The following is a 23,524-nucleotide window of genomic DNA, read 5'->3' as shown; positions in this document are numbered from 1 at the left end:
GGATCAGGTTCCCTTCGCCGGGACGAGCTGCAGGTACAGCGCGGTCAGGATCGTGTTGACGAAGAACAGGAGCAGGAACGTGATCACCACCGACTGGTTGACGACGTCGCCCACGCCTTTGGGGCCGCCCTTGGGGTTCAGGCCCCGGTAGGCGGCGACGACGCCGGCGAGGAAACCGAAGATGAACGCCTTGATCGAGCTGACCACGAGGTCGGGCAGCTGGGCGAGCGCGTTGAAACTCGCGAGGTACGCGCCCGGCGTCCCGCCCTGCACGATGACGTTGAAGAAGTAGCCGCCGAGCACGCCGACGACGCTGACCAAACCGTTCAGCAGCACCGAAACGCCGATGGCCGCCTGCACACGGGGCACGATCAGCCGGTGGATCGGCGAGACGCCGAGCACCTCCATCGCGTCGATCTCCTCGCGGATGGAGCGGGCGCCCAGATCCGCGCAGATCGCCGAACCGCCCGCTCCCGCGATGATCAGCGTGGTCACGATCGGGCTGGCCTGCTGCACCACCGCGAGGACGCTCGCGGCGCCGTTGAACTGCTGTGCGCCGATCTGGCTCGTGAGCGAACCCAGTTGCAGCGAGATGACCGCGCCGAACGGGATCGACACGAGGATCGCGGGGGTGATCGACACGCTCGCGATGAACCAGAACTGCTGGATGAACTCGCGGACCTGCACCGGGCGGCGGAACATCGCGAGGACGACGTCGATCCCCATGGCGCACATGCGGCCGAACTCGCGCAGGCCCGCGGCGGCCTTCTCCGGCGCGCGGGCGAGCAGGGCGACTGGATTGGCCATCGTCAGGCTCCACATCCGTTGGGGGGCGGGCCATCGCCGACGCATCGCAGCCTGAGGTTGGTGACCAGGGTGTTTCCAGGACCGGACACCAGCCCGGTCAGCAACGGGCTCAGATCCTCACGCACCCCGCATCCGGTGAACCCCGGTGTCGTGAAGGTGCTCGTGACCTTCACCGGCGGGGCGGGGACCGCGAGCGGCACCAGGGCCTTGATGTTCACCGCGACCGATTGCGCGGTCCGGCAGTTCGGTCCGACGTCGAGGACCTTGCCGTCCACTTTGACGTTCGAGAGTTTGATGAACACCTTGTTCGTGACATCGGTATGCGCGCAGATGTTGGTGGCGACCTCCTTGCAGTCGCCCGTGGCGCCGGTGTCCACGTCGACAACGCCGGTCGCGTCGCCGTCCGGGATGAGTTCGACGGTGCCGGTGGCGGGCATGAAGCGGAAGGAGACGAAGTAGCTCGACGTCGACGGGATGGCGAGTTTGCCGGTGATCGGCGAGGTGTCGCTGAAACCGAGGATCTTGCCGTCGAATCGCCCCTGCGGGAAGGTGATGTCCGAACCGAGTTTCGCGACGCGGCTGGTCGTGGGCTGTTGTTCGTCGCCGACGTAGAAACCGAACGTCAGTCCGGCTTGCGCGACGGCGGGTTCCTGCGCGAGGGCTTCCGGTGTCTGTTGTGTCCTGGCGGGATCGGCGGAGGCGGAAGCCAAGGAAAGCGCCCCCAGCCCCAGCACCGCCGGGAGCAGGAGGGCGCGCAGAACGCGCCCGGTCAGCACTGACATACGGGCTTCCTCATTTCGACTTGTCCGGCCGAACGGCCAACTGGTGCAGCACGCTACTGACGGAATGCCAGAGGGACAAGTAATTCGGGAATGGAGGGTCCGCGACAGGAAAAGATTGTAATGGGCGTAACTGTTTTGCGTCGGGTCTCGTGAGTGGTAATGACGGTTCTAACCGTCCTTGCCACTCACGAGCCCAAAAGCTTGCGGCCGCACCGAAACCCCGGCTACGTTCGGCGAATGGAGCAGGCTGCCATCGAGGTGACCGGCCTCGCCAAGCACTACGGTGAAGTGACGGCCCTCGCCGGCGTCAGTCTCCGGGTCGGCCGTGGCACCGTGCTCGCGGTGCTCGGCCACAACGGCGCGGGCAAGACGACGTTGATCGACATCCTCAGCACGCGCGTCAAACCGGACGGCGGCAGCGCCAAGGTCTGCGGTTTCGACGTCGTGCGCGCCGGGCATCACGTCCGGCGGCGGATCGGGGTCACCGGCCAGTTCGCGGCGGTCGACGACGCGCTCTCCGGGCGCGGCAATCTCGAACTCGTCGCCCGGCTGCTGGGCGCCAACCGGCATCAGGCCAGGGCTCGCGCGGCCGAACTGCTCGCCATGTTCGGCCTCGACGACGCGGCCGACCGGCCCGCGCGGACGTACTCCGGCGGCATGCGGCGGCGGCTCGACCTCGCCGCCGGGCTCGTCGGCTCCCCCGACGTCCTCTTCCTCGACGAACCGACGACCGGCCTCGACCCGCTCAGCCGCGCGGGGCTCTGGGACGGCGTCGAACGGCTCGCCGCACGCGGCACCACCGTCGTGCTCACCACGCAGTACCTCGAGGAGGCGGACAGGCTGGCGGATCACGTCATCGTGCTGGGGCTGGGGCACGTCACCGTTGCCGGGCGGCCGTCGGAGCTGAAGGCCAGGCTCGGGGAACGGACCGCGACCCTGACCTTCGGCACCGACCTCGCCGCCCGCCGGGCACTGGCCGCGGTGCACCGGCTCGGCATGAGCTGCACGACGTCGGCCTCCGGGCTGGTGCTCGGTGTCGCGTTGTCCGGGCCCGCCGACATCACGGTGCTGGTGCGCGCGCTCGACGCGGCGGGGGCGCCGATGAAGGACCTTACCGTCGCCGAGCCGACGCTTGACGACGTCTACCTTTCGCTGCACCGGAATCCGGCGGTCACGTCATGACCGAGGCACGGCATCGCGCGCCGTCCCCGCCGGTGCTGGGTGACCCGTCGACCTGGCCGCCGAGCACCTTCGCCACCCAGGTCCGGGTGCTCGCCGCACGTTCGCTGAAGACGGCGTTCGGCGACCGGCGGCTCGTATTCTTCGGGCTGCTGCAACCGATCGTGCTCCTCCTGCTGTTCAGCCAGGTCTTCAACGGGGTCAGCACGCTGCCCGGTGTCGCGGCTTACCAGGGCTACGTGAACTTCCTCGTCCCGGCGACGCTGGTGAACATCGCGATGACGACGGCGATGAGTTCGGGGGCGGGCCTGCTCGCGGAGATCTACAGTGGATTCACCGGACGTCTCCGCTGCATGCCCATCAGCCTTTCGGCCGTCCTGGTGGCGCGCACCATCTCGGATTCCGCCCGGCTCGGCGTGCAACTGCTGGTGACCGCGCTCGCCAGCGTGGTCCTGCTGGGTTTCCGGCCGACCGGCGGCGTCTTCGGCATCACCGCCGCCCTCGTGCTCACGCTCGTCGTCGGCTGGTGCCTGAGCTGGATCTTCGTCGCCATCACGACCTGGTTGCGCAAGGCCGAAACGCTGCAGATGGCGTCCTTTGTGGTCATGTTCCCGCTGATGTTCTCCTCCAGCGCGTACATGCCGCTCGAGACTATGCCGACGTGGCTGCGAGTGGTCTCGGCGCTCAACCCGCTGACCTACGCGATCGACGCGACCCGGGCACTCGCGCTCGGACGGCCTTCGGGCTGGTCGATCCCCATTTCGCTGGCGATCGCCGCCGTGGCGGCGGCGGGCGGCGGATGGATCGCGGCGAGGACGTTCCGGTCGCCGCGAGGCGTCACCCCGATCGCCTGAACCCCGCACTCGCGTGCTTGAAGACGGAACTCGCGTGCTTGAAGACGGAACTCGCGTGCTTGAAGACGGAACTCGCGTGTTACGCCTCCAAGCACGCGAGATCCGGCTCCAAGCACGCGAGTCCCGCTCAGCGCGGCAAGGCTTCCAGGTGGTCCGCGGCCGCCACGACTCCCCCGGCCGCCGCGAACGAGGCCTGCACCCGCGCGGCCGCGGCGGCGTAGGCGGGCTCGGCGAGCACCTCGGTGACCGTGTCGCGGATGTCGGGTGCCTTCACGCGGTCGAAGCGCAGCCGCAACCCGGCGCCGGCGGCCTCGACCTGCTGCGCCAGCATCGACTGATCGTCCCGGATCGGCGCGATCACCAGCGGCAGCCCCGAAGCGAGAGTCTCGCTGACGGTGTTGTGTCCGCCGTGGCAGATCACCGCCGCCGCCTTCCGCACCACGTCCGCCTGCGGGATCCGCTTGACCACCAGCACTTCGTCGCTGAGCAGCTCGCCGGTGGGGTCGACGACGAGACCTTGGACTTCCGGCATCCCGGCGAGGGCGTCGACGCATTCGGACAGGAAGCGGCGGCCTAGAGCGGCGTTGGCGGTGCCGAGGGTGGCGAGGACGAGCGGACGTCCGTCGAGCCGGTCCCACGAGAAGCCCACCGGCGGTGCGGGGGCCAGCGCCGGGCCGACGAACCGGACCGCGCCCACGTCGGCGATCGGGCCGGTCAGGGACACGGTGGTGAAAGCCAGGATGAGATCCGGCGAGAAACGCAGGTCCCCGCAGGACACCTTGTGCCGCCCTCGCAGGCCTTCCTGCAGGCCCTCGACCCAAGCGGCGATCTTCGGCATGGTGCCCAGCGGGTCCCCGAGTTCGGTGGACGTCGACGCGGACGTCACCCACGGCAGGGCGTGACGGCTCGCCACGAGGGCACCGGCGAACGCCTGCTGGTCGGCGAGCACGACGTCGGGCCGGAACGCGGCCACCGCCTTCTCGACCCCGGGCACCATCGCGTCCGCCAGCGGAACCAGGTACTGCTCCCAAAGGTATTTCAGCGCCGCGAACCCGCGCAGGCCCTCGGGGCGGCGCTCGACGGCGAACTCCAGCGCGTCGGCGGCCGCGTACACCCGGCCCGCCCGGGTCAGCTCGGACGTCGTGGGTTCCGGACCGCACCAGGCGACGTCGTGACCACGGTCCACCAGCTCGGCGGCCACCGCGCGCAACGGCGCCACGTGCCCGGTGAGCGGCGGGACGACCAGCAGGAATCTCATCCGCGTGGCCTCCCGTGCCGCGAGATCCAGTTCAGCAGCAGCTCCCGGACTTCCCGGTGCTGCTCGACGAGCACCGAATGGCCCTGCCCCTCGAACACGTGCAGTTCGCCACGGGGCAACAGGGACGTCAACGCGGTGAGGTCGTCGGCCTGATAACCGTGACTGCCCAAAATGGACAGTACCGGGCAGCCGATCCCCGCCACCTGGTCGAGAGTCAGCAGCGGACCGAGCGGGACCTCCTCGGCCATGGACGTGGACATGATCCGCTCGGCCGCCATCCGCGCCAGCCGCCGGTGATGCGCGCTGTAGTTGGCCTCGATCCAGTCGAAGCTTTCCTCGACCTTCAAGAAACGCACGGTGTGTTCGAGGATCTGCGCCATCTTGCCCGCCCACAGTTCGGTGGCGGGTTCCGACTCGATGCACACGATGCTGCGCACCCGTTCCGGTTTCGCCACGGCGTAGCTGTAGGCGAGGGTGCCGCCGAAACTGTTGCCCACCAGGTGAACCGGCCGGTCGAGGTCGAGCTGATCGAGCAGGTCGTCGAGGTCGGCGACGAAGTCCGCGATCGTGTACCCGCGCTCCGGGCGTTCTGTCTTGCCGTGCCCGCGCAGGTCGTAGCTGATCACGTCCACCCCGGCGGCGGCGACCGGCGGCGCGAGCGTGAGGTAGAAGCTCGCGAGGCTGTCGGTGCCCATTCCGTGCAGGAACACCACGGTCTCCGAACCCCCGCCGGGCACGAGCTGCACGTTGGTGCGCAGCCCGTTGACGGTCATCGTCGGCACCGCCTCACCCCCGTTCGCCGAGGCGGGCGGCCACGTAGTCGGCGATGTCGCAGACGCGGAGTTCGATCACGTCGTCGAGGTCCTTCTCCGCCAGGAACTCCGCGAGGTTGACGTCCGCGCCGAAGAACTCGGCGAGGATGCTCGCGAAGGTCACCAGGTCGATGCTCTCCAGCTGCAGATCCTCGTGGAAGGTGGTCTTCGGGGTGATCTCGATGCCGAGGACGTCGGTGTCCCCGACCAGTTCTCGCAGCAACTCCGCCACGGTGCCGAAGACCGACGTCGGGCTCTGCTGTTCGATCGTCATGCTCTGCTCCCTGTTCTTACCCGCGGTTCCAGGCCACCACATGCCCGGGGATTCCGGCGAATTCCGCCCCGATACCGATCTCCTCGGCCAGCCCGGCCAGCTCACCTTCCGCCCGGATCGCGATCCTGGGCGGCGTCGCGGCCGGTTCGCGGACGAGGGCGACCGCGACCTCTCCCGTGGTCGCGACGGCCACCTCCAGCGGTGGCACCGTCCGGCCGTGGAGCCCGGTCACCCTGGTCCCGTCGGCGCTCACGCGGAGTTCCGCCGGGTACACGCCGCCCAGGCCGAGTTTCGCGCGGACCGCGTCCTTGATCGCGATCCGTTCCAGCAGCCAGCCGCGCTGCCGCCGGGGCGCGCAGGCGGCGAACTCGGCACGTTCCTCCGTGCCCAGGTAGATGCCCGCGTAGATGTCCCGCGCCGCCGGGCTCGGCCACCGGTCGGTGACCAGCGTCCAGCCGCCGTGGTGGTCCTCGGAAAGCCGGTTCCGGTCCGGGAAGGCGTAGACCCGGTGGGCAGGCCGGTCGCACGGGAACCGGATGTCCCGCCACTGCTCGATCCTGGCCAGCACGGCGCCGTCCAGCACGAGTTCCGCGTCCATCTCCAGCACGTCCGGCCGCGGCAGCCGGACCCGCACCACGCACCGCAGCCGGGTGCCCGGCGCCGGTTCCGGCGCGTACCAGGTGATCCGGCCCATCGACGTCGGGAACGCCAGCAGCGCGTCCGCCTTCGTGGCCATCAGCCAGCAGCCCAGCAACTGGCCGACGTTGTCCAGCAGCGCGCCGGGCGCCGTCGGCACGACGAGGTCGCCGCGGATATGCCGTTCGCCGAGGCCGATGAGCCTGTCGAGCCCTTGGTACGCGGGGCCGTGGAACATCTCGCGGCGGGTGTAGATCTCGGCGGCGCTCAGCGGCGGCGCGGTTTCCGGTCCCGGCGGCGGGGACGGCCGGGGGGCCGTCGGATACCGTTGTCCGAGATGGACGTCCATACTGGCGTGGGGTCCTATTTGGACACTGATCCGATCATCCTCGCGGGTCATCGAAAGCGGCACGCGCACGGCGGGGGCGGCGATCAGCCACCGGGAGAACGCCGCGTTGCTCACCCCGGTCGCGACCGTACCCGGCCAGGCCCGTTCCGCTTCCCGGCAGGCCAGGTCGACCAGCGTCGTCGCCGGCACGGTGGGACGGCAATCGGCTTCGTCGGGCCAGCCCTCGCGCTGACGGAAGAACCGATGGTCCACCAGGTACGGCATCGTCGTCAGCGACACGTCCACAGCGGACTCGAAGGTGCGCCGCGCCGCGGCGTTGGCGACACTCGCGGCGGCCTCTCTGGTCTCCGCGAGCAGCGCGCTGAACTCCGCGACGATCGCGTCCGGGATCCCGTCGGCCAGTTCGGGCACCTCACCGGTATCCGCGAACAGGCCTTTCACATCACCCTCGACCGAGAGCAGCGTGCCCGCCGTGTCGATCCGGGTGCGACGCGGCTCCAGCGCCTCGAACGCCGGGCGTCCGCCCTCCACCCAGACCGCGGTGGCGACCCTGCGCAACTGCGCGAGGCCGGGCCTCGTACCGGACGACGCCGGGATGACCAGATGCGGCCGCGAGCCCAGCGTGTCCGACACGAACGAGCCGAGCTGACCGGCGCCCGCCTGCACGAAGACCCGCGCGCCGTCGGCGTAGAGCGCGTCGACGAGTTCCCGGAACCGGACCTTGCGCACCAGATGTGCCAGGTACAGCTCGCGGACCTCCACCGGGTCCGCGGGATACGGCCGCGCCGTGGTCGCCGACCAGACCGGGATCCGCGGCGGTTTCAGGTCCAGTTCCGCGGCGAGCCGGGTGAACGGGCCGAGCCGGGATCGCATCAGCGGCGTGTGGAATCCCGACCGGAACGGCAGTGTCCTGGCGACGATGCCATGCTGCGTGCACAGCTTGGCTAGCCGGGCGGCGGCGGCCGGGTCACCGCAGACGATCGTCTGCCGTGGCGCGTTCTCGTGCGAGATCATCAGCTCCGGTTCGGCCGCGAGCAGCGCCTCGGCACGCTCCGCGGAGCAGCCCAGCACGAGGAACTCGGCGTCCGGCAGGGTGAACCCCTGCGGCCAGTACCGGTTCAGCATGTCCTCTGTGGACTGTCCCGGGTACATGCCCGCCGCCTGCATCGCGGTCCATTCGCCGACGCTGTGCCCGGCGAGCAGATCCGGCTTGATGGCGAGCCGCCTCAGCGCGGCGTCGAGCAGCAACCCGACCTGGGACACGCTCGTAGCCCGCGAAAGCACACTCGCCGTCGACCACTCCGGACGGTCCGATCCGAAGTGCCTGGCGACGTCGTCGCACCGTGGTTCCGCGTCCGCCTCCAGCCCTGGGTAGACGAAAGCGGTCTTCGCCCCGGCCTGGTCCAGCAGGGGCGCGGTCGTGCACCAGATGTCGTTGGGGCCGTGCCAGGACCCGCCCTCGGCCGTGACCTTGGCGAGCACCCTCCGCGCGACTTCGAGCCGCTTCTCGTCGGGCCGGACGATCCCGATCCGGCACGGGCCGTGCCCACCGGATTCCGGCTCCGGGCGGGCGAGCAGGGCGCGCAGTTCCCCGGGAGTGTGCGCCGCGAGCAGCAGGACGCGCTCGGGTTCCCCGGTCACCTTGGCCCGGCGCGGCCGCACGGGCGCCGGGTCGGCCTCCTCCAGCACCACGTGCGCGTTGACGCCGCCGAAACCGAAGGCGTTGACCGCCGCCCGGCGCGGGACGTCCCCCGAACGCCAGCGCTCGGCGGTGGTCAAGGTACGAAATCGCGTTTTGTCCAGAAGGGGGCTCGGATCGGCGCAGTTCAGGGTCGGCGGCAGGATCGCGTGGTGCAGGGCGAGCGCCGCCTTGACCAGCCCGGCGGCCCCGGCGGTCGGCATGGTGTGGCCGATCATCGCCTTCACCGCGCCAATCGCGGCGCGGGGTCCGTCCGGCGGGCCGAACACCTCGGCGAGGGTGGCCAGTTCGGCCGCGTCCCCGGCCGGTGTCGCGGTTCCGTGCGCCTCCAACAGGCCGAGCGCGCCGGGCGCGGTGGGATCGAGGCCCGCCGACGCCCACGCGCGGCGCAGCGCCAGCGTCTGACCGGCGACGGCCGGGCTGAGCAGGCTCGCGCCCTTCCCGTCGCTCGACGTCCCCGAACCACGCAGTACCGCGTAGACCCGGTCGCCGTCGCGGCGCGCGTCGTAAAACCGCTTCAGCACGACGATCGCGGTGCCTTCGCCGATCAGCAGCCCGTCCGCGTCCCGCGAGAACGGGCTGATCCGCTGGCTCGGCGAGAGGGCGCCGAGCTGGGTGAACATCGACCAGAGCGTGTCGTCGTGGCAGTGGTGCACGCCGCCTGCCAGCACGACGTCGCAGCGGCGCCGGGCGAGTTCGCCGATCGCCTGGTCCACGGCGAGCAGCGACGACGCGCAGGCCGCGTCCACCGTGTACGCGGGGCCGCCGAGGTCCAGGCGGTTGGCGACCCGCGACGCGGCGAGGTTCGGCACCAGCCCGATCGCGGTGTCCGGCCGGAACTCGCCGAGCGGTTCCAGCAGAGCGTCCCGGAGCCGGTCCAGCATCTCCGGACGCGCCGACGGCAGCAGCTCCCGGACGGCGCCGGTGATCTGGCGGACCGACCGGACCCGCTGGTCGAACCGCTGGAGCCCGGGCGAGAGGTAGCCGCCCCTGCCGAGGATCACGCCCACGCGTTCGAGGTCTCCGAGCCGTCGCAGGCCACCGGCGTCGTCGACCGCGGAAGCGGCCACGGCCAGCGCGACGAGCTGGTCCGGCTCCATCCCGGCGACGCTGCTGGGGGCGATGCCGAGCGCCGTCGCGTCGAAGTCCAGGCTGTCGGCGACGAACCCGCCGCGCCTTCCGTAGGTGCGATCCGGGGTGCGGCCGTCTCCGTCGTGGAAACTCGGATCCCAGCGGTGCGGCGGGATCTCGGTGATCGCGTCGGTGCCCGACTCGATGTTCCGCCAATATTCGTCCACAGTGGACGCGCCGGGAAGGAACACGCCCATCCCGACGATCGCGACCGGCTCCTGGTTCACCACAGCGACGCCGTGTACAGCACCGAGCGGACGTCGGCCGGACCGTAGGCCAGCTCACGCAGGAGCGCGGCGGTACCCTCGTCCGGGTCGATCAACGCCACCTCGCGGCGCTCGTACTCGCGCGCCAGCTCGGGCGAGACCATGCCCGCGTGATCGTCCGAGGGCGCCCACGGTCCCCAGTGGACGGTCAGCGCCCGGCAGCCGGTACGTTCCGCCCACTGCTCACCGAGGGTTTCGAGCGCGTCGTTCGCCGCCGCGTAGTCGGTCTGCCCCCGGTTTCCCAGCACCGCGGCGATACTGCCGAAGAAGGTCACGAACCCGGGCCGCACACCGAAATGCTCCAGCGCGTCGAGTAACGCCCGCGCACCGTCCACTTTGGTCCCGTAGACCGTGCGGAACGAGTGCTCGTCCTTGTCGGCCATCAGCTTGTCGTCGATCACGCCGGCCGCGTGGACGACGCCGTCGATCCGCCCGTAGCGGGTGTGCAGATCCTTGACCACCTGCCGGACGGCGGCGGCGTCGCGCACGTCGAGCGACCGGTAGGCGGCGATACCGCCCGCCGCCCGGATCTGGTCGAGCGTCCGCGCGATCTCGCGCTGGGCCAGGACGGTGCGCACCCGGCGTTCGATGTCCGCGAGCGAGCCGCCACGCGCGGCCAAAGCCGAGCGCATCCCCGGCGCGTCATCGGGAAGGTCCTCGTCGCCGGGTTCGGCGGGCCACGGTGTGCGGCCCGCCAGTTCGATCCGGCATCCGCTCGCCGCCAGCGCGACCGCCGCCCGCGCGGTGATCCCGCGGGCGCCGCCGACCAGCAACAGCACCGAATCCGCGTCGAGGCCGAGCGCCTTGACCTCGCCCCCGCCGGGACCGGCGCCCGCATACGCGATCGAACCGAGCGAGCCCGCGGAAGGCTCGAACGCCGCGCGTCCCGCGGTGTCGTAGCGAACGGCCACCGGACCGTCGGCGATCGCCTCTTCCAGCACGATCCGCCCGAGGTCCACTGTGGACTCCACCTCGACCAGTCTGGTCGGCTCGCTCCGCTCCCGCGCCGCCGCGCGAACGAGACCACGCAGCCCGGCGGTGTGCGCGGCACCTGGCCTCGCCACCACGACCACCGCGCCCTTGGCGCTCTTGAGCAGGCCGAACACCTGCGCCGCGACGGGTTCCTCGGCGTCCGACAACGGATTCAGCACGACGACGACGTCGGCCTCGTCCCGCTCCCCCGGCAGGGCACCCGCGTCGGCGAACACCGCGCGGACCGATTCGGCCAGTTCCTCCTGGCCGGGCTCGGCGCTCACCGCGATCGATCTGCCGGTCACCTTGGCGAGGTCGGGCGTGCCGAGCGGCGCGGACACGCGGTCGAGCAGGTACCGGCCGGGAGCGGTTCCGACGGGTGTCTCGGCGGGAACCGGTGTCGCGACGACCGGTGCCGCCGGTTCGAGCCACTTCCGCAGCCGTGCGGCCAGCGCGCTCGCCGTCCGATCACGGCTGAGCTGATCTTGGGCGTCGTCGTGCACCCGGCCGGTGAGACCCAGCTTCGCGAGCAACGAGCCCGCGATCTCGGTGCGTTTGATCGAGTCGATGGAGAGATCCGCTTCCAGGTCGAGATCGGCGTCGATCATCTCGGCCGGATAGCCGGTGCGTTCGCTGATCGCGCCGATCACGGTGGCCAGGACGTCCGTGACCGCGGCCTCCGCGACCGGTTCCGGCTCGGCGACCGGCGTGTGCACGACGGCCGGGGCCTCGACCGGCGGGAGCAACGCCGGCACGACCGGAGCCCGCACCGGAGCGGGGGCGAGCGGCGCGGTGCCGAGGTACCCCAGCATCACGTCCCGTTGCGCCGCCAGCAGCTCGCGGCTGGTGCGGAGGAATTCGACGACGGCCTGGTCACGTCCGGGCGCGGGCTGGTTCATGGTCGTCCTCGGGATTCGTCGGGCGGGCACGAGCCCATGGGCGGGGACCTCGCCGCCTGGCGCGCGGACGGTCTGGCCGTCCACGGTCCAAACGGGCTTGGGAAGCGGACCGACACGGACACGGCCGCGGAAGAGCCGTTCGATGCGCACATCGACACCGGTGAGGGCCAGTCGCGCGAGCGCGGTGAGGAACCCGCGCAGCCCCGGCCCGCCGGGGTCGCACGCGATCACGGTATGCGGCCGGTCGCCGAGGATGTCCTTGGCCAGCCGGGAAAGCACCTGCCCGGGGCCCGCCTCCACGAATGTGCGCGCGCCTGCCGCGTACATGTCCTCGATCAGTTCGACGAACCGCACCGGCGAGCCGATCTGTGCCGCGAGCTCGGCGCGGACCGCCCCGGCTTCGTACGGCCGGGCGGTGCGGTTCGACCACACCGGCGGACCCGGCTCGCCGATCTCGGCATTGTCGAGATCGACGGCGAACACGTCGCTCGCCCCGGCCACCAGCGGGCTGTGGAAGGCGCAGGCGACCGGGATCCGCTTCGCGCCGATCCCCTGGGCGCGCAGTTCGCGGACCGACTCCTCGATGGCGGCCGTCGGTCCGGAAAGGACGGTCTGCCCCGGCGCGTTGTGGTTGGCCAGTACGACGTCCGGGTGGTCGAGTGCGGTGGCCAGTTCCTCGCTGGATGCCTTCACCGCGGCCATCGCGCCCGGGTCCGCGCCCGCGACTTCGGCGATCGAACGGGCCCTGGCCCGGCTGAGCGCCACCAAGGTCGGCGTGTCGAACGCGCCCGCGACCGACAGCGCGGTCAGTTCGCCGTAGCTGTGCCCCGCCAGCAGATCCGGCCGGACGCCGAGGTCGGCGAGCAGCCGGCAGACGGCCGACTCGACGAGCCCGAGCGCGGGCTGTGCGATACGCGTGTCCTTGAGCGCTTCGTCCTGCGCGGCGCGGGCGTCTTCGGTGAACGCGCGCGGCGGGAAAGCCGTCGCGGCGACGTCGGGAGCGAGCCTCAGGACGTCGGCCAGTTCGGGGAAGTGCACGAACAGGTCCGCCAGCATTCCCGTCCGCTGGCTGCCTTGGCCGGGGAACAGGAAGGCGACCGCACCGGGTTCGGTGCTCTCCGCGGCAAGACCTCCACCGTTCTCGGCGGCCTCACGCAGTTCCGCGACGTCACTCGCGACGACCGCGAGCCGCACCGGCCCCGATCCGCCCCGCTCGGCGGCGAGGGCGGCGATCTCCCGGAGCGGACGGCCTTCGTTGGCCGCCAGCAGATCACGCAGGGTGGCGCGGGCGGCGTCCACGTCGGTGCCGCGGAGCAGGACCAGCTCGGCGTCCCAGTCACGCGGGCCGTGCCGCCGCCCCGGCGGCACTCCGGGGGCGGCGAGCACCGCGTGGAAATTGGTCCCACCGAACCCGAACGCGCTCACTCCGGCGAACTCGCGTCCGCGCGGAACCGGCGTCGGCCGGGCGCCGGTGGAGAAGGTGAAGGGACTGCTCTCGGCGTCCCAGGCAGGGTTCGGCCTGCTCAGGTGCAATGTGGGCGGCACGACCTCGTGCCACAGCGCCAGCGCCGCCTTCATCAGGCCCGCCAGTCCCGCGGCGCATTTCGTGTGCCCGATCTGGCTCTTCACCGAACCCAGCGCGCATGTGCCCGGTTCGGCACCCGCGGCGAGGAAGAACTCGGTGAGCGTGGTCAGTTCGGTGGCGTCGCCGACGACCGTGCCCGTACCGTGCGCCTCGACCAGCGAGACGTCCGCCGGGGACACGCCGGCGTCACTGTAGGCGCGGGCGAGGGCTCGCCGCTGTCCCTCGGGACGCGGCGCGGTGAGGCCGAGCGCCTTGCCGTCACTGGCGGCGCCGACGCCCTTGACCACGGCGTAGACACGGTCGCCGTCGCGTTCGGCGTCGGACCGCCGCTTGAGCACGAGGCACGCGACGCCCTCGCCGAGGGCGATCCCGTCCGCCGCCGCGTCGAACGGACGGCACCGGCCGGTCGGCGACAGGGCACCCGCCGAGGTGAACATGAGGTAGTCGTTGACGCCGTTGTGCAGATCGACCGCTCCGCACAGGACCATCGAACTCGTCCCCGCCCGCAGCTCCTTCACCGCGAGGTCCAGCGCGGCCAGCGAAGAGCCACACGCGGCGTCCACGGTGTAATTGGCGCCGCCGAGGTCGAGCCGGTTGGCGATCCGGCCGGAGATGACGTTGGCGAGGGTGCCGGGGAACGAGTCTTCGGTCAGTTCCGGCAGCTGGGCGAGGAGTTCCTCCGGGACGTCTTCGAGGTAGCTGGGGAGCAGCGCGCGCAGGACTCCTGCGTTCGCCAGGTCTCCCCCGGCTTCGGCGCCGAAGATGACGCTGGTGCGCTCGCGGTCGAAGCCGCCTTCACCGTAGCCGGCGTCTTCGAGGGCGCGGCGCGCGGTTTGCAGGGACACGAGCTGGGCCGGGTCGATGCTGCCCATCGACTTGGGCGGGATGCCGTAGGCGAGTGGGTCGAAGTCCACCGGAGGCAGGAAACCGCCCCATTTCGACGTCGACTGGTCCGCGTAGACATCGGTGTCCCAGCGGTGAACCGGCACCTCGGTGACGGCGTCCGCACCGTGCAGGACGTTGGACCAGAAGGCCGGGAGGTCGGGTGCCCCGGGGAACACACAGGCCATCCCGACGATCGCGATGTCACTGTCCACAACGGACTCCTCGGCGGGAACGCGGGCGGCGAGCAGTTCCGCCGCGCCTTCGGTGACTTCCCGGTGCAGGGCGGCGATGTCGGTACACCGCTCGCGCAGGACCGTCACCTGCCCAGCCATGTACATGCCCTCGGCGAGCTGGCCGAGGGTGTCGACCTCGACGAGCGTGTCGCCTTCCCGCCGGATGCCCTTGCTCGCGATCCGCAGCCGTCCGGTGTTCAGCTCCTCCAGCCGCTGCCAGACCTCCTGCGGCGGGACGCCGTCCGCGCGGAGCCCGGCCTTCAGCGCGGCGAACTCGTCGGTGTACGGACTGGGCAGGCAGCGGGTCAGGTGTCCGGGCGCGGTCTCCAGGGTGACCGTGGACCCGGCGTCGAGCACGCGGTCCTGGAAGGTCCCGGTGATGGCGCCATGAGTCACGGCTTCTCCGGTGAACAGGTACGCGGTGCCCATCAGGATGCCGATGCCCGTGAGCGGCTCCGCCATCGCCGACACCATCGCGGCGGACCGGGCGTCGTGGATCCCACCCGCGAACAGGACCTCGACGTCGTCGGCGCCGTGTTCGCGCAGGACGTCCAGCTGCTGCTCCCACAGCACGAAGCTCGACCGCGGGCCGATGTGCCCGCCGCACTCGGCGCCCTCGAAGACGAACCGGCGGATCCCGGCGTCGAGGAACTGCCGCAGGAGGATCGGCGATGGCACGTGCAGGAAGGTCGCGATGCCGTCGGCCTCCAGTGTCTTGGTCTGCGCGGGTTTCCCGCCCGCGATCAGCACGCATCGTGGGCGCGCCGCGCGGATCGCCGCGAGCTGTTCGGCGCGCAGGGCCTCCGGAACGAACCCGAGGATGCCCGCTCCCCACGGTCGTTCACCGAGGGCGCCGGCGGTCCGGCCGAGCAGTTCGGCGGTCTTGGCGCCGTTCGCGGTGGCGACCGCGACGAACGGGAAGCCGTCGTTCGCGGCGACGGCGGCGGCGAACCCGGGCTGGTCGCTCACCCGCGTCATCGGGCCCTGCACGACCGGCAGGCGGGTCCCCAACGTGCGGCACAGCCGTTCGCCTTGGTCCGCGGGGATCACCGCCGGCGCCGCGAGCGAGCGCACGACCGAGCGGACAGCGCTTTCCGCGTCCTCGAAGCGATTCGCGAACAGCGCGGTGAGCCCGTCGTCGGCCCTGGCCAGTTCGGTGCGCTCCGCGGCGGGCACGTCGGCCTCCGGGAACAGGCCGAGCCCGTCGAGCACCACGCCCGCGGCGCCGCCGGCGATCGCGGCCACCGCCGTCCTCGGCCCGATGCCCCCGTACGCCCACACCGGGACACCGTCGCCGAACCGCGCCAGCAACCGCTGCAGCAGGACGAACGTGGTGAGATCCGAGCCGCCCGCTTCGGCTCCCCTCGCCACCAGACCGGTGGCGCCGGCGTCGAGCATCCGGACGGCCTGCTCGACACCGGTCACCTCGGCCAGCACGGGGAGGTCGGCCCTGCCCCGCCAGACCGCCCCCTCGGCCAGCAGCACGAGCCCCGCGCCGCTTTCCCGCACCTCTTCGTCCCGCACGTGACGTCCCGCGGGGATCCGGACGCCGAACGGAAAGCCACAGTCCATTGTGGACCCGATATCCACGATCCCGAGACCGCCACCCCTGGCGACGGCGGCCGCCAGTCCGGGATCGGGACGTCCGAGCGGGTTGACGCCGAGTACCCGCGTGCGCGCCGTCGCATGACTCACCGGCGGACCTCCTGTTCGGCTGGGCTGGTCGAACCTCGCCGGGTTCGGCGATCTTTCAGCGGGATTCCCAAGAAATAACCTACTTGCCGCAGAGAGCGCAATAGTCTCGTGCGAAAACTCGGAAAACAAGGGAACGCGTGCTAAAGTCCGACGCCGGAAACAAATATGTCGGCACCCACGAAACAAGCCTCTGACCTGCACTTTTATCACCCGCGTCGCATGTTTTGGCAACGCGTTGCTCACCGATATGACAAAACAGAAGAATTGTCACCGAAAGCAGAATCGATAACCATGGAGCGCATGTGGAAGTAACAGGACGAGTCGTCGTGCTGACCGGCGCGGCACACGGTATCGGCGCCGCCATGGCCAGGCGGTTCGCCGCCGAGGGCGCCGCCGGGGTGGTGGTCTCCGATCTCGATCTCGACGCCGCGGAGGAGGTCGTCGCCGGGATCACCGCCGCGGGCGGCGCCGCGATCGCGCGCCACGCCGACGCGTCGTCCAAAGAGGACTTGAAGATGCTGGTGACCGACGCCCGCTCGGCGTTCGGCGCGGTAGACCTCTTCTGCTCCAACGCGGGCGCCGCGTTCGGGACCGGCGTGCACGCCGCGGACGAACAGTGGACGCGGTCGTGGGCGATCAACGTCATGCAGCACGTGCACGCCGCACAGGTCGCGCTTCCCGCGATGTTGAGCCGAGGGCACGGCTACCTGCTGATCACGGCGTCGGGCGCTGGCCTGCTGGGCACCCCCGGTGACGCGCCGTATTCGGTGACCAAGCACGCGGCCGTCGGGCTCGCCGAATGGCTGGCCATCACCTACCGTCCGCGGGGGGTGCGGGTCAGCGCGCTGTGCCCGCTCGGCGTGCGGACCGCGCTGCTGGAACCCGGGATCGCGGCCGGGCACCCCGCCGCGCTCGCGATCGCCGCCGCCGCGCCCCTGCTGGAACCGGAAGACGTCGCGGAGTCCGTCGTGCACGGGCTGGCTACGGAGGAGTTCCTGATCCTGCCGCACGAATCGGTACGGGAGACCTACGCCCGCAAGGCGGCAGGCCTCGACGAATGGATCGACCGCACCATCCTCGAAACCGGCGCGCGGAAGAGGTGACCATGGAGTACCGCAGGCTCGGCGCGAGCGGGCTGTCCGTCAGTGAGATCTCCTACGGCAACTGGCTCACCCACCACGACGGCGCGGAATGCGTGCAGGCCGCGCTCGACGCGGGCGTCACGACGTTTCACACCGCCGCGGCCTGGGACGGCGGTGCCGCCGAGGAGAACCTCGCCGCGGCGCTGAGCCACGCCCGCCGCGACGATCTCGTCCTGTGCACCGGCGTCTTCTGGCCGGAAGGCCCGGGGGTCAACGACGCGGGCCTCAGCCGCAAACACCTGGTCACGTCGCTGCACGGCTCGCTCCGGCGGCTGCGCACCGACTACATCGACGTCTACCAGTTGCTGCGGTTCGACTACCGCACGCCGCTGGAAGAGACGTTCCTCGCGCTGTCGGATCTGGTGCGTCAGGGGAAGATCCTCTACGCGGGCACCGCGGAATGGACGGCGGAACAACTGTTGGAGGCGCGGCCGATCGCCGAGCGGCACGGCGTCCCGCTCGTCGCGAACCAGCCGCACTACTCGATGCTCTGGCGGGTCGCCGAAGCCCAGGTGATGCCGGTGTGCGAACGCTCCGGGATCGGGCAGTTCGCGTCGGTCCCCCTCGCGCAGGGTGTGCTGACCGGCAAGTACCGGCCGGGTGAGATCCCGCCGGGCTCTCGGGCCGCGAAGGCGGTCGAGGCGCGGCCGTTACTCCTGCCGGACCTCCTCGAACGCGTCGGCATGCTGCGCGGCGTCGCCGACGAGGCCGGGTTGACCATGGCCCAGCTGGCGCTCGCGTGGACGTTGCAGCACAACACCGTCGCTTCCGTGGTGACCGGCGCGAGCACCGCCGCCCAGGTGACCGAGAACGCGAAGGCGGCAGGCGTGGTGCTGGACCTCGACGCGCTGACGCGGATCGATCACCTGCTGGGCAGCTTCGTCCAGACGGATCCGCGGCTGACCTGGTCGCCACCCGCGACCACCTGAGGCGCCCGAAAGTCCGTGAAGGCCTCCTTACCTACCCTGAAGGTAGGGAAGGAGGCCTTCACGGACACCCCAGGCCTGCCCTGACGTTGCGGAAGTGGCTTTCGCAACGCGCTCACGAGGGCAACGCGGTCCGCAGGATGGCCTCGAACCGTTCCGCCGTCGGCGGCTCGTCGCGCAGCAATCCCTGCAGCAGCACCCCGTCCACCAGCCCCACCACCATCTCGACCCGAACCGGATCGTCGGTGTAGCGGCGGGCGAAGTCCGCCAACGCCCCCATCCAGCGATCAGTCGACTCGCGGAGCTTCGGCTCCCTCGCCGCCAAGAGGTACAGCTCGTACTCCGCCAGCAGATGCCCTGGCTTGGCGACCACTTCGGCCATCAAGGCGCCGAACCTCCGCAGTGCGTCCTCGCCCCCGTCGGCTTCGGCGGCGAGCATCCGCATCCGTTCGGAGTCCTCGTCCATGCACTGGGTGAGCGCGGCGGTCAGCAGGTCTTCGATCCCCCGGAAGTGGTACGCGGCCGCTGTCGCGGGCAAACCCGCCTCGCGGGCGACGGTACGGTGGCTGACCCCCGATACCCCGTCCCTCGCGACGATGCGCAGCGTGGCCTCGATCAGTTCCCGTTTGCGTTGCTCGCCTTTGGCGAGGCGGCCGTCGGTGCTCGGCTCGTTCAGCGTGCCGCCTCCTCACTGATCGCGATCCTCCTGCTCAGCAGAGGATACGAGAGCAGCGCGATCAGGATGATCAAGCCACCGGCGACGACCGCCACGGCGAACCCGCCGTCCGACCCGAACCGGTCGACGACCTCGCCCGACACGGCGGCGCCGAGCGCGACACCGATGCTGAGGCCGGTGATCGCCCACGTCATCCCCTCGGTCAGCTTCTCCGCCGGGACGACCTTCTCGATCATCCCCATGACGACGATCATCGTGGGAGAGAAGAACAATCCGGCGACGAACACCACCGCGCACAGACTCACGACGCCATCCACGACCAGCAACGGCACCACGCTCGCGGCCGTGCCCGCGGTGCCGATCAGGAGCAGCCGAGGCGGCGTCATGGCCGGTTTGAGCGTCCCGAAGACCAGTCCGGAGATCGCGGAGCCCACCGCGTAGACCGAAACGACGACCCCCGCGGCCGACGGCGACCCGACGTGCCGGGCGAACGCCACACTGACGACGTCGACCGTGCCGACGATGACGCCGCCCGCCACCAGCGTCAGCACGAGCACCCGCACGGCGCCCAGCCGGATCGCCGAACTGCCGGCCGATCCGCTCGGCGGCAGAACGGGCGGTTCGGTCTCGCGCTGCGCGACGAACAGCAGCACTCCGATGGCGAGGAAGACCACGGCGACCAGCGGTCCTGCCTCGGGGAAGACAGTGGTGCACAGCGCCACCGACAGCGCGGGCCCGATGACGAAAGTCAGTTCGTCGACCACCGATTCCAACGCGAAGGCGGTGTGCAGCCGAGGTGAGCCTCGGTACAACCGCGACCACCGGGCCCGGACCATAGCCGCCATACTGGGCATGAACCCGGCGAGGATCGCGGACGCGTACAGCGTCCAGACCGGTGCCCCGAAGCGGGCGCAGAGCAGGAGCGCGCCGAGCGCCATCACGCTGATCCCAGTCACGGGCAACAGGATCCGGCTCTGTCCCCGGCGATCCACCAGCCTCGAGACCTGTGGCCCGAGCAGCGCCATGGACAGCGTGAACGTCGCCGAAACCAGACCGGCGAGCCCGTAGTCGCCCCGCGTCTGCGCCAGCATCGTGATGATCCCGATCCCCATCATCGGGATCGGGACCCTGGCGACCAGGCCGGCGGCGGAGAAGGCGAGGGAACCCTTCGCGGAGAACAGCTCCCGATACTGGCCTGGCACGGCGCCCCCCACAACTTGAACGATCGTTACATTTTGAACAGTCGTTTCACTTTATACACGCGGCTCGCTCCACCCCGCAACGAGCGCGGGAGCCACCGCGATGAAGTGCCGTTCGGCCGCCGAGATCTCCAGGTCTCCTCAATCACCTCGCGGAGCGCGGCGACGTGCTAACCGGGACGCAGTAACGCGGCCTGGTCCTCGTTTCGCGCAGTACACGGCCCCAGACGGGGGACGACCACGCCCAGTTTCCGACCCCGAGCGGGACCCTGGAGCCATTGATCAGCGGCCTCGCGTCGGCCGCGCCGCGAGAGTCGTGAGTGGCGATTCGGGTTCTGGTGGACCAGGTGCCTCGTACTTCGGTTCATCATGCCGGGGGAGCTGGGCTGTCCCGTGTCCATGAAGGATTTGGGACTTTGAGCGTCCCGAATCCTTCATGGACGACCCTGTGCCAGCGGCTCCTCACCGGCCTGACATCAACCTCACCCGGAATACACGTAGGTACCTGAGCCACCTTGACTCCAGCCCGGTTCGGCACTTACTACCCCCTGCGCCGGTCGCTCCCCCGACGACGCGAAAGCCACTTTCGCAACCTTGAAGGTTGCGAAAGTGGCTTTCGCATCATGCCGCTCCGGAACCCTCGCGGCGAAAATCAGCTCAGACTCGAGCAAGGCCTCGCATCAGGGTCCTGTGCCCCCTTGGGCACCCACCGCACGTTGGCGAACGAAGCCGAGAACCTGCCGTCGGTGTACACCAGGAACGGTGTGTTGACGTTCTCCAGATCCAGGCCGTTGGCGAAGCACGACACCGGGATCTTCACCGTCGACTTCGGCGCCCCCGCCAGATCGGTGAAGAGCTTGGTCGCGTTCACCTCGGAGAAGCACGGGTAGACGCAGTGCATGCTGATCACCGTCCGGTTGGCGGGCGCCTCGTGCACGATCGTGTCGAACTCCAGCGCCGCGTCAGCGTTGAGATAGCCCCGCAAATCGTTGGTACCGGCCGGGTTCTGGAAGTAGAGCTGGGCAGGCCCGGTGCCGGTCCAGGTCGACTTGAGCCCGTCTTGCTGCACGTTCACGTCCGACTGCACGACGCCGATCTCAGCGTGTGAAGCGGCGCCGTCGGGGCCGATCTCAGTACCGCCCCAGTTCTCCGCCGAGCCGATGAAACCCTTGTACGGCGCGACATCGGTACGATTGAATACCTCGAGATCCTCGGTCGCCGTGCCGCCGCCACCGGTCGAGCCGCACGTCGCGGGTCCGGCCGTCTCGTCCAGCTGACCGACGGTGACGCGCTGGCCGGCCTTGAGGCCGTAACCGAGTTCGAACAGCGGGTCGTACTCCGCCGAGCCCGCGTTCAGCGGCGTCTGGCAGGCGCTCTTCGGCCACGAATACGGCAGCTTGCCCTTGAAGCCGCCCTTGAGCAGGACGTCGGCGACGCCGCCGCCTTCGGTGCCGGGCAGCCAGGCCGCGACGAACGCGTCGGAGCGGTTGATCTCCTTGTTCATGTACAGCGGGCGGCCGCCGACGTAGACGGTGACGACAGGAGCGCCCTTCCCTCGGACCTTGTCCAGAACGGCCAGGTCCTCGGGGTAGAGCTTCGACGCCTCCAGTGTCTTGCGGGTCAGGTCGCCGACGCCTTCCGCGTACGGGGTCTCACCGATGACGGCGACGACGGCGTCGTAGCCCTTCGGGTCCGTGTCACCCTTCTCGTCGAAGGTGACGTTGACGTCGCCCAACTGCTGCTTGAGCCCGGCGAGGATCGACGTGGCGTTCGGGAAGTCGGCGTTGGTGTTGCCGGTCCCCTGCCAGCTCAGCGTCCAGCCACCGGTCTGGTTCTGAATGCTGTCCGCGCTCTTGCCGACCACGAGGACCTTCGACTTCGGCTTCAGCGGCAGCACGTTGCCGTTGTTCTTCAGCAACGTCTGCGACGAACGGACGGCGTCGCGCGCCAGCCAAGTCTCCTTCAGCGCCTCGTCGGAGTTGGCATAGGACCGGTCCGACGGCTTCTGCGCCTCGTACAGCCCCGAGCGCAGCTTGACGCGCAGGATCCTGGCCACCGCGTCGTCGATTCGCGAAAGCGGGATCTGCCCACCGTTGACCTGGGCGACGGTGTTGGCGATGAACGCCTTCCAGTCGTTCGGCACCATCACGATGTCGATGCCGGCGTTGATCGCCTGCGGACAGGAAGCGTTGGTGCAGCCGGGAACCTGGCCGATGCCGTTCCAGTCGGACACGACAAGGCCGTCGAAGCCCATCTTGCCCTTGAGGATCTGGTTCAGCGCCTTGTCGCTGCCGTGCAGCTTGCCCTCGTCGATACCGAGTTCGGCGTTGGTCCAGCTGTTGAACGACACCATCACGGTCTGGGAACCCGCCGCGAGCGCGCCGTAGTAGCCCTGGCCGTGGACGTTGATCATCTCGGCTTCGGACGACGGGTTGACGCCCTGGTCCTGGCCCTTCAGAGTGCCGCCGTCCCCGATGAAGTGCTTGGCGGTACCGATCACGCCGTTGTAGCCGATGCGCTTGGTCGAACCGTCCTGGAGACCGTTGATCGCCTCGTAGCCGTAGGCCCTGGTGATCCGCGGATCCTCGGAGAATCCTTCGTAGGTGCGGCCCCAGCGGTCGTCCTTCACCACGGCCAGCGTCGGCGCGAAGGCCCAGTCCTGGCCGGTGGCACGGATCTGCCGGGCCGTCGCCGCGGAGATGTCGCGCACCAGGCACGGGTCGTGCGCCGCGCCGAGACCGATGTTGTGCGGGAAGACGGTGGCGCCGTACACGTTGTTGTTGCCGTGCACGGCGTCGATGCCCCAGATCACCGGGATCTTCGTCCGGCTGCCCTTCGCGGCTTCCCAGTAGGCGTCCGCGAGCTTGAGCCAGTCCTGCTGGGAGGCGTGCTTGTCCTTGTTCGGCCACGAACCGCCGCCATTGAGGACCGAACCGATCGAGTACTGCCGGACCTCGTCGGGGGTGATCGCCGCGATCTCGGGCTGCGTCATCTGCCCGACCTTCTCCTCAAGGGTCATCTCTTGGAGGATCCGGGCGATCCGCTGCTCGTCACCGCCCTTGCCCTTGAACCGGCTCTCGACCTTCGGCCAGTCGGCGAGCGTCGGCAGGCTCTTCTCGATCCGGGCGCAACCGTCCCGGTCGAACGCGGGCTTCCCGATCACGGGCTGTTCGGCGGCGACGGCCGCGGGCGTGGCCACCACGGCCCCGCCGAGCAGCGTGAGACTCATCAAGGCGATCAGCGGACTTCGGCGCGCACGAGAACG

Annotated in this window: 14 protein-coding genes; 4 read left to right on the top strand and 10 right to left on the bottom strand. The window is 70.2% G+C overall.

What is annotated here, in order from left to right; genetic code table 11:
* Positions 1-3: 3 nt before the first annotated feature.
* Together AC069H_RS10140 and AC069H_RS10135 are read right to left on the bottom strand one after the other, a co-directional pair.
* Complete coding sequence (locus tag AC069H_RS10140; RefSeq protein ID WP_125796979.1) at positions 4-807, bottom strand: MlaE family ABC transporter permease; 804 nt, start codon at positions 805-807, stop codon at positions 4-6.
* Positions 808-809: 2 nt separating this feature from the next.
* Positions 810-1,589 carry a hypothetical protein gene (locus tag AC069H_RS10135; protein WP_478232025.1) on the bottom strand — a complete coding sequence of 260 codons (780 nt, stop codon included), beginning with the start codon at positions 1,587-1,589 and terminating at the stop codon, positions 810-812.
* A 237-nt stretch (positions 1,590-1,826) separates the two neighbouring features.
* Between AC069H_RS10135 and AC069H_RS10130 the strand changes: the two genes are divergently transcribed.
* Positions 1,827-2,771 carry an ATP-binding cassette domain-containing protein gene (locus AC069H_RS10130; protein WP_478224701.1) on the top strand — a complete coding sequence of 315 codons (945 nt, stop codon included), beginning with the start codon at positions 1,827-1,829 and terminating at the stop codon, positions 2,769-2,771.
* Positions 2,768-3,622, top strand: a complete 855-nt coding sequence (locus AC069H_RS10125; RefSeq protein WP_340685560.1) for an ABC transporter permease — start codon at positions 2,768-2,770, stop codon at positions 3,620-3,622. The genes AC069H_RS10130 and AC069H_RS10125 overlap by 4 nt, the downstream gene beginning before the upstream one ends.
* 127 nt (positions 3,623-3,749) lie before the next feature.
* Here the strand turns inward: AC069H_RS10125 and AC069H_RS10120 are convergent, their stop codons facing one another.
* From AC069H_RS10120 to AC069H_RS10100, 5 genes are read right to left on the bottom strand one after another with little or no spacing between them, the layout of a single operon-like run.
* Complete coding sequence (locus AC069H_RS10120; protein ID WP_478232024.1) at positions 3,750-4,880, bottom strand: glycosyltransferase; 1,131 nt, start codon at positions 4,878-4,880, stop codon at positions 3,750-3,752.
* On the bottom strand, positions 4,877-5,662 hold the full coding sequence (locus tag AC069H_RS10115) for an alpha/beta fold hydrolase (RefSeq protein ID WP_478224703.1): 786 nt from the start codon (positions 5,660-5,662) through the stop codon (positions 4,877-4,879). Before AC069H_RS10115 ends, AC069H_RS10120 begins: the two co-directional genes overlap by 4 nt.
* Positions 5,663-5,666: 4 nt before the next feature.
* The gene (locus tag AC069H_RS10110) at positions 5,667-5,966 is read right to left on the bottom strand and encodes a phosphopantetheine-binding protein (RefSeq protein ID WP_478224704.1); all 300 of its coding nucleotides are present in this window, start codon (positions 5,964-5,966) and stop codon (positions 5,667-5,669) included.
* A gap of 16 nt (positions 5,967-5,982) precedes the next feature.
* On the bottom strand, positions 5,983-10,011 hold the full coding sequence (locus AC069H_RS10105) for a beta-ketoacyl synthase N-terminal-like domain-containing protein (protein ID WP_478232023.1): 4,029 nt from the start codon (positions 10,009-10,011) through the stop codon (positions 5,983-5,985).
* The gene (locus AC069H_RS10100) at positions 10,005-16,316 is read right to left on the bottom strand and encodes an SDR family NAD(P)-dependent oxidoreductase (RefSeq protein ID WP_478232022.1); all 6,312 of its coding nucleotides are present in this window, start codon (positions 16,314-16,316) and stop codon (positions 10,005-10,007) included. Before AC069H_RS10100 ends, AC069H_RS10105 begins: the two co-directional genes overlap by 7 nt.
* A gap of 302 nt (positions 16,317-16,618) precedes the next feature.
* Between AC069H_RS10100 and AC069H_RS10095 the strand changes: the two genes are divergently transcribed.
* Complete coding sequence (locus AC069H_RS10095; protein ID WP_478232021.1) at positions 16,619-17,419, top strand: SDR family oxidoreductase; 801 nt, start codon at positions 16,619-16,621, stop codon at positions 17,417-17,419.
* Positions 17,420-17,421: 2 nt separating this feature from the next.
* Positions 17,422-18,387: an aldo/keto reductase gene (locus AC069H_RS10090; RefSeq protein ID WP_478224708.1), complete on the top strand. Its 966-nt coding sequence runs from the start codon at positions 17,422-17,424 to the stop codon at positions 18,385-18,387.
* A gap of 112 nt (positions 18,388-18,499) precedes the next feature.
* On the opposite strand, the gene AC069H_RS10085 is transcribed toward AC069H_RS10090, so the two are convergent.
* From AC069H_RS10085 to AC069H_RS10075, 3 genes are all read right to left on the bottom strand, one after another.
* Positions 18,500-19,000, bottom strand: coding sequence for a TetR/AcrR family transcriptional regulator (locus AC069H_RS10085; RefSeq protein WP_478232274.1), 501 nt, complete (start codon positions 18,998-19,000; stop codon positions 18,500-18,502).
* Between the two features lie 56 nt (positions 19,001-19,056).
* Positions 19,057-20,262, bottom strand: coding sequence for an MFS transporter (locus AC069H_RS10080; protein WP_478232020.1), 1,206 nt, complete (start codon positions 20,260-20,262; stop codon positions 19,057-19,059).
* Between the two features lie 649 nt (positions 20,263-20,911).
* Complete coding sequence (locus tag AC069H_RS10075) at positions 20,912-23,488, bottom strand: glycoside hydrolase family 3 protein (protein ID WP_478232273.1); 2,577 nt, start codon at positions 23,486-23,488, stop codon at positions 20,912-20,914.
* Between the last annotated feature and the right edge of the window lie 36 nt (positions 23,489-23,524).

The sequence above is a fragment of the Amycolatopsis sp. NPDC043887 genome (assembly GCF_056435665.1).
This window is presented reverse-complemented; position numbering and strand designations above follow the sequence as displayed.

What these genes read in the sequence shown, in the direction of transcription:
- AC069H_RS10140 (WP_125796979.1), bottom strand. Translation starts at nt 807, where the DNA reads ATGGCCAATCCAGTCGCCCTGCTCGCCCGCGCGCCGGAGAAGGCCGCC.
- AC069H_RS10135 (WP_478232025.1), bottom strand. Translation starts at nt 1,589, where the DNA reads ATGTCAGTGCTGACCGGGCGCGTTCTGCGCGCCCTCCTGCTCCCGGCG.
- AC069H_RS10130 (WP_478224701.1), top strand. Translation starts at nt 1,827, where the DNA reads ATGGAGCAGGCTGCCATCGAGGTGACCGGCCTCGCCAAGCACTACGGT.
- AC069H_RS10125 (WP_340685560.1), top strand. Translation starts at nt 2,768, where the DNA reads ATGACCGAGGCACGGCATCGCGCGCCGTCCCCGCCGGTGCTGGGTGAC.
- AC069H_RS10120 (WP_478232024.1), bottom strand. Translation starts at nt 4,880, where the DNA reads ATGAGATTCCTGCTGGTCGTCCCGCCGCTCACCGGGCACGTGGCGCCG.
- AC069H_RS10110 (WP_478224704.1), bottom strand. Translation starts at nt 5,966, where the DNA reads ATGACGATCGAACAGCAGAGCCCGACGTCGGTCTTCGGCACCGTGGCG.
- AC069H_RS10090 (WP_478224708.1), top strand. Translation starts at nt 17,422, where the DNA reads ATGGAGTACCGCAGGCTCGGCGCGAGCGGGCTGTCCGTCAGTGAGATC.
- AC069H_RS10075 (WP_478232273.1), bottom strand. Translation starts at nt 23,488, where the DNA reads ATGAGTCTCACGCTGCTCGGCGGGGCCGTGGTGGCCACGCCCGCGGCC.